The sequence below is a fragment of the Pseudomonas sp. 05N434 genome (genome assembly GCF_056396965.1).
The window spans coordinates 1-6,573 of the sequence record NZ_JBFTMK010000274.1; the positions used below are offsets into that span (position 1 = coordinate 1).

General features: G+C 60.2%; 6 protein-coding genes. 3 read left to right on the top strand and 3 right to left on the bottom strand.

Annotated elements, in window-relative coordinates:
- Window positions 1-708: 708 nt before the first annotated feature.
- Window positions 709-1,824: a Gfo/Idh/MocA family protein gene (locus tag AC1DLB_RS17700; RefSeq protein WP_477742967.1), complete on the top strand. Its 1,116-nt coding sequence runs from the start codon at window positions 709-711 to the stop codon at window positions 1,822-1,824.
- Between the two features lie 454 nt (window positions 1,825-2,278).
- On the opposite strand, the gene AC1DLB_RS17705 is transcribed toward AC1DLB_RS17700, so the two are convergent.
- Both AC1DLB_RS17705 and AC1DLB_RS17710 read right to left on the bottom strand, forming a co-directional pair.
- On the bottom strand, window positions 2,279-2,527 hold the full coding sequence (locus AC1DLB_RS17705; protein ID WP_064618276.1) for a DUF1652 domain-containing protein: 249 nt from the start codon (window positions 2,525-2,527) through the stop codon (window positions 2,279-2,281).
- Between the two features lie 193 nt (window positions 2,528-2,720).
- The gene (locus AC1DLB_RS17710) at window positions 2,721-4,217 is read right to left on the bottom strand and encodes a helix-turn-helix transcriptional regulator (protein WP_477785360.1); all 1,497 of its coding nucleotides are present in this window, start codon (window positions 4,215-4,217) and stop codon (window positions 2,721-2,723) included.
- Window positions 4,218-4,388: 171 nt separating this feature from the next.
- Here AC1DLB_RS17710 and AC1DLB_RS17715 point away from each other — a divergent pair, with 171 nt between their 5' ends.
- Together AC1DLB_RS17715 and AC1DLB_RS17720 are read left to right on the top strand one after the other, a co-directional pair.
- Window positions 4,389-4,823, top strand: coding sequence for a YeeE/YedE family protein (locus AC1DLB_RS17715; protein ID WP_477785361.1), 435 nt, complete (start codon window positions 4,389-4,391; stop codon window positions 4,821-4,823).
- 2 nt (window positions 4,824-4,825) lie between these two features.
- Window positions 4,826-5,239: a DUF6691 family protein gene (locus AC1DLB_RS17720; RefSeq protein ID WP_018929681.1), complete on the top strand. Its 414-nt coding sequence runs from the start codon at window positions 4,826-4,828 to the stop codon at window positions 5,237-5,239.
- Window positions 5,240-5,260: 21 nt separating this feature from the next.
- Here AC1DLB_RS17720 and AC1DLB_RS17725 read toward each other — a convergent pair whose 3' ends face one another.
- Window positions 5,261-6,544 carry a Zn-dependent hydrolase gene (locus AC1DLB_RS17725; protein WP_477785362.1) on the bottom strand — a complete coding sequence of 428 codons (1,284 nt, stop codon included), beginning with the start codon at window positions 6,542-6,544 and terminating at the stop codon, window positions 5,261-5,263.
- Window positions 6,545-6,573: the final 29 nt, after the last annotated feature.

Consider the following 6,573-nt stretch of genomic DNA (forward strand, 5'->3'; position numbering starts at 1 on the left):
TTTCTGGAATGACATGAGTGCCAGCTTTCACTATCACATCAAGTGGGCGCAACGGCATCAACGCAGTTGCTTTTGCGTAGGTTTCTAACAGGCGGGTGTGAAGCCAATCACGGTGATCGATAAGCGCGCCGCGCGCGTCGATGAAATGGAAATTTATGGATGTCATTATTATGCCTCCTTGCATAAAGCCTTGCGTAACGAGATAGGTTGCCAACTATGGCCCGGTACCCGCGCGCATATCCATCGGCTCCGTGGCGAGCCAGATGGAGTCGATGCGAATCATCTCAGCAGGTCTCGGAGAAAGGTTGCGCAGACAGCAGCATTTTCAGTTGGCCAGTTCACTTTGACGCGGCCATGTGGGTGCTGGATTTCAACACAGATAGTCGGTGACGCGGCTTGCAAATTTACCATTCGTTAGCCAAACAATGCCGCCGTGCTGGAATCCTGCAGAATCACGTACAACCATTGCTTCGTGACGATCACCATCAACAAAAACATAGGCCGTTTTTTCGAGATCCTTCGAATTAGCCGACGCACAAGCCAGCAGATTCCGGCGTTGTTGTAGGCAATGACGCAAGGCGGTGTAGCCATTCTCAGCGCTTCCTGACCTCACCAAGAAAAAGAATATTTATTCCACTTTATTGCATGTTACGAATTTTTATTCCATAAATAGCCCTCCTGAAAATAAAAATCCAAAGGACCCCGGCTATGCGCGAACTCGGTATCGGACTCATCGGCACAGGTTTCATGGGCCGCGCCCACGCCCTGGCCTTTCGCAATGTCAGCGCTGTTTTTGAATTGCCGCTGAAGCTCAACCTCGCCGCCCTTGCCGACGCCGACCCGCAGCGCGCCCGCCACTGCGCCGATGCCTGGGGCTTCGATGCTGCTCACAACGACTGGCAACAGTTGATCGATGACCCCAAGGTCAACCTGATCGCCATCACCACCCCCAATCATCTGCACTACCCCATGGCCATGGCTGCCATCGCCGCCGGTAAACCGGTGTACTGCGAAAAGCCGCTGGCGGTGAGCCTCGAGCAGGCCAGTACCATGCGCCTTGCAGCCAAAGCCGCAGGCGTGGTGACGCGGGTGGGTTACAACTATCAGCACAACCCGATCATCGGCCTGGCTCGGGATTTGATTCAAAACGGCGCGCTGGGGCAGATCATCAGTTTCCAGGGCGAGTTCAGCGAAGACTTCATGGCCGATCCCGTTTCACCCTGGTCCTGGCGCTGCGACGCCAATTACGCCGGCGGCGCCCTGGCGGACCTGGGCAGTCATTTACTGGCCATGGCCCGTCATCTGCTGGGCGATGTCGAGGCGGTGTGCGCGGATACCCAGACCGTACATGCGCAACGCCCCGTGACGGCGGGTGGCCAGGAACGACGCGAGGTCGCGGTCGACGATCAGGTCCACGCGTTGCTGCGGTTCGCCAATGGCGCGCGAGGGACTTTCAGCAGCAGCTGGCTCAAACACGGTTACAAGAATCACCTGTGTTTTGAAATCTGCGGCACCCAAGGCACCCTGGCGTTCGATCAGGAACGCTTGAATGAACTGCGGCTGTATCGTGCCGGGCAAAACGGTTTCCAACGGCTGCTGGCGGGGCCGGATTTGCCGGGTTACGCCGCCTTCAGCCCGGCGCCGGGGCACCAGTTGGGTTACAACGAACTCAAGACCCTTGAAGTGCATGAGTTGGTGATGGCGCTGGCCGGTCTCGGCCAGGACGGGACCGATTTCGAGCAGGCGTGGGAAGTCGAACGCCTGGCGACGGCGATTCGTCTGGCGGCACGGGAGTCGCGGTGGGTCAGGATCGAGGAAGTCTGAACCGACGCACAGGTCATACACCGCCAGTTGCACGTGCTACTGGCGGTACACCGGACCCGGTTTACTGAGTGACGCAACGGGTCAGGGTCGTGGTTCGGGTCACCTGCCCTTCAGCCCTCATATCACCCTGTACATCGGTACTTTCGGTGGTCGAACAGGTACGAACCGGTGTCGGTGGCGGTACGGCCGGGGGTGGAGGCGGCGGACTGGCGCAACCACCCAGAATCGCCATGCAGAGTGCGAGCGACAGTGGTGAAAAAGCACATTTCCAAAAATTGTTCATAGGCTGACCCGCGGTAAGTAATCGACATTTTCCGCGACTCGAAAACCATCCCGCGAACCCGCGGCCCTGTCACAGAAAAGAAATACCCTCGCATTCCTTATAGCTTAGCTACCCGCCAATGCCAGAAAGACAGCGACCATTCCATTACCGCAGGCCTGCGGGATATGACGCCTAAAGAGCGGAGGATCGATTCAAGCCACTGCTTTCAAGCTCATAGCGCAGCTCTTCAATCAACGCCGCCACTGCCTCCGGCGTCCGGAGCGTCGCCACGTTCAACCCGCTGACCACCAGATCCACCTGCCCTGTCGCCGGATGGTAAAGCTTCACCGTCAACGAATTATCCCCGGCAAGCGCACACTCACAGGCCAACGGCAAAAAGCTCCGCTCCAACCGCATACGCAATTGCACCAGGTAACTCATCCCGACTCACCTTGGCGACAGCGTAACGTCGACTGCCCGCCTGTTCTTTTCGCACCCATGAGGTTGTTCCTTCAGCTGCATCGAAGAGGACGCGATACCGGGCCCAAGCCACGTCTCGCACCCCGACAGCCTAGAAAAAGCCCCATCTGATCAATACATGAAATTGCACCACCCGCACTAGTGCATTTGCACCTTAACGTTGCCCCTTGGTCCGCTTCACGCCGGAGAACAGACCTCGTTCGCGAGCCCAGACAATCGCCTCGCTACGGCTATGCACATCGAGCTTGGAGTACACCGTCGACACATGATTGCGCACTGTATTGGGCGCGAGTTTCAGGCGCGCGGCGATCTCCTTGTCGGCCAGGCCTTCACAAATCAGGCCGAGCACATCGCGCTCCCGGGTGGTCAGGTCGGTGAACGACACACTGGGCAACTGCGGCGAATTGACGTTTTTCACGTTGGCGAGTTTTTCGATCAGCGTACGGCTGAACCAAGACGCATCTTTCATCACCTCTTCGATCGCCGACACCAACTCCAACTCGGTGCGCTTGCGCTCGGTGATGTCCATCAACACCAGCAGGTAACAAGAGCCATCCTGAATGTTCACGGTGTCCGCCGAGACCGCACAATCAATCAGCCCGGCATCCTTCCGGCGCACCCTGACATCGACACGATCCACGCGCCCGCTTTTCTCCAGGGTCGCAAACAGTCGCGTGCGAGCGCCCGCGTCATCGATGAAGCCGAGTTGCGCCACGGTCTTGCCGAGCACTTCATCATTGGGAAATGCGAGGGACTCGAGGAAGGCTTCGTTGACGTCCATCACCACTTGGTCGGCGGYGCGGCACACCAGGATCGGCACCGGCGTCAGACGAAACGCTTTGGCGAACCGTTCCTCGCTCTGGCGCAGGGCGATTTCGGCCTTGTGCCGAAGCTCCATGTCGACGAAGGAAAACAGCATGCAAGCTTCGTCGTTGAGCTCAAGCGGTTGCCCAGCAACGATCACCTGCTTGCTGCCACCGTCGGCCAATTGCAGCTCGGCCTGCATCTGCGGAATGGTGGCGCCGTCACGCAGACGCTGCTTGGCCAGGTCCTTGTTCTCGGCGCGCTCCAGCACATCCAGCTCATAAGCCGAAGCGCCGATCACCTGATCACGGGCATAGCCGGTCATGTCCACGAAGCCCTGGTTGACCTTGATGTAGCGCAAATCGCTGAGGCGGCAGATCACTGCCGGGGCCGGGTTGGCGTTGAAGGTCCTTTCGAAACGCTGCTCGGCGCTGGCCCAGTCGGTGACATCGTTCATGATCAGCACCAACGATTCCGGCTCACCGGCACGGTCCGCCAGCACCATGCTGCGCACGCTGTGAACCCAGGTGCGCTCTTCATTTTCCAGCTGCGTCACCTCCACCATCACATCGCTGAACGTCTCGCCATGGGCCACGCGGCTGATCGGATAGTTCTCGATCGCTACCGGATGATKGTTGCGATAACGCAAGGCAAAACGCTTGGCGTACTCCCCGGCATTGGCCCCCAACTCGCCAATCTCGCTGACACCGTGCATGGCCAGYGCGGCGTCATTGGCCCAGAGAATGGTCTGGTCGAGCTCCAGCAGAMTCACCCCATCGGACAGGCCGGCGATGATCTGCTGCAACTGGCGGCGATTGGTTTCAGTGCTCAGGACGTCCTGGCTCATTGGAACTCCACAATTGCGGCGGCACTTTTGCGCGCTGCCCAGTGAAGATTACGACCGCAGACGTTTGTGATAGTGCAAAAAGCCCGGCACCCGTGGCCCTCCCAAAGTAGCCCTATGCTCAATAGGGAAAGAGTGGTTTAGTGCCGCTTTTTGTCTATACGGAGAGTTGCCATGGTGTTTGATTCTCTTCACTTCACCCCCTGGTCTGCCCTCACGGGAGGAGCGCTGATTGGCCTCGCCGCGAGCGTAATGGTGGTGRCCAACGGGCGAGTTGCCGGGATCAGCGGGCTGTTGGGCAGCCTGCTTGAGCGTAATGATTCAGGACGAGGTGAAAAAGCCCTGTTCCTGCTCGGACTGTTGGCGGCACCGTTGGTGTGGGCGCTGTTTCATGTGTGGCCGGCCATCGAATTCAAAACCGGTACGGTGGGGCTGATCATCGCCGGATTGTGCGTCGGCATCGGCACTCGTTATGGCTCCGGCTGCACCAGTGGCCACGGCGTGTGCGGTATCTCGCGCCTGTCACCACGCTCCATTGCCGCGACATTGAGTTTCATGTTCACAGGTTTCGTGACGGTGTTCGTCCTGCGTCATCTGCTGGGGTATTGAACATGCGCAAACTGACCGCTTTCCTCGCCGGCCTGCTGTTCGGCGTCGGCCTGTTGCTGGCCGGCATGGCGAACCCGGCCAAAGTGCTGGGTTTTCTGGACATTGCCGGCCTGTGGGATCCGTCACTGGCGCTGGTCATGATCGGCGCCATTGCCGTGGCTTGGGGGCCGTTTCACTGGGCCATGAAACAACCGACATCCTTGCTGGGTGCGCCTATGCAATTGCCGGTCAGCCGTGAGCTGGACCGACGCCTGATCGGTGGCAGCCTGCTCTTCGGCATCGGTTGGGGTATTGCCGGCATCTGCCCCGGCCCGGCACTGGTGTTGTTGCCGACGGGGCACTGGCAGGCCTGGGTGTTCGCCATCGCCATGCTGGCGGGGATGCTGATGTTCAAAGCGCTGCAAACCCGCCGTTGAGCATCCCCGCCAAGCCAGTGGTCAAGCCGCCTGCTTACCACTGGCAATCGCCTGCGACGCCGCCAGCATCGCCCGCAACAACACGGCGCACCCGGCGGCCAGATCATCCGGCGCGGCGTTTTCGATTTCGTTGTGGCTGATGCCGCCTTCACAAGGCACGAAAATCATCCCGGCCGGGCCGAGTTYGGCGAGGAAGATTGCGTCGTGCCCTGCTCCACTGACGATGTCCATGTGCGACAGACCGAGCCCTTGAGCCGCACCGCGTACCGCTTCGACGCAGCCCTTGTCGAAGTACAGCGGCGGGAAGTCCGCGGTGGGTGTCAATTCGAAGCTCAGGCCGTGTTGCTCGCAGGTGGTTTCGATGACCTGGCGGACTTCGGCGATCATTGAGTCGAGTCGCGCCGGTTCCAGATGACGGAAGTCCAGGGTCATGCGCACTTCGCCGGGAATCACGTTGCGCGAGCCGGGATAGGCTTGCAGGCAGCCGACGGTGCCGCAGGCATGGGGTTGATGACCGAGCGCGGCGCGATTGACCGCGCCGACGATCACCGCGGCGCCGACCAGCGCGTCCTTGCGCAGGTGCATTGGCGTCGGGCCGGCGTGGGCTTCGACGCCGCGCAGTTTCAGGTCGAACCATTTCTGCCCGAGGGCCCCCATCACCACGCCGATGGTTTTGTGTTCGTCCTCAAGAATCGGGCCTTGCTCGATGTGCGCCTCGAAGTACGCACCCACAGCATGACCGCTGACCTGGCGCGGCCCGGCGTAACCGATGGCGTTCAAGGCTTCGCCGACAGTCACGCCCTCGGCATCGACCTTGGCCAGGGTTTCCTCGAGGGTGAATTTTTCCGCGAACACGCCGGAGCCCATCATGCACGGGGCGAAGCGTGAGCCTTCCTCGTTGGTCCAGACCACCACTTCCAGCGGCGCTTCGGTTTCCACGCCGAGGTCGTTGAGGGTACGTAAGACTTCGACCCCGGCCAGCACGCCGAAGCAACCGTCGAACTTGCCGCCGGTGGGCTGAGTGTCGATGTGGCTGCCGGTCATTACCGGTGGCAGATTCGGATTGCGTCCCGGACGACGGGCGAAGATGTTGCCGACGGCGTCGATGCTGACCGTGCAACCGGCCTCCTCGCACCACTTGACGAAGATATCGCGCGCCTGGCGGTCGAGGTCGGTCAGGGCCAGCCGGCAGACACCGCCCTTGACCGTCGCGCCGAGCTTGGCCAGGTCCATGAGCGACTGCCACAGACGGTCGCGATTGATGTGCTGATGGGTGGATTGCAGAACGTCTACAGCAGCGTTCATGGTGATCTCCTCAGGCAGTTGTTATCGGT

Coding starts and splice junctions, on each gene's coding strand:
- AC1DLB_RS17700 (WP_477742967.1), top strand. CDS start 709: ATGCGCGAACTCGGTATCGGACTCATCGGCACAGGTTTCATGGGCCGC.
- AC1DLB_RS17705 (WP_064618276.1), bottom strand. CDS start 2,527: ATGAGTTACCTGGTGCAATTGCGTATGCGGTTGGAGCGGAGCTTTTTG.
- AC1DLB_RS17720 (WP_018929681.1), top strand. CDS start 4,826: ATGCGCAAACTGACCGCTTTCCTCGCCGGCCTGCTGTTCGGCGTCGGC.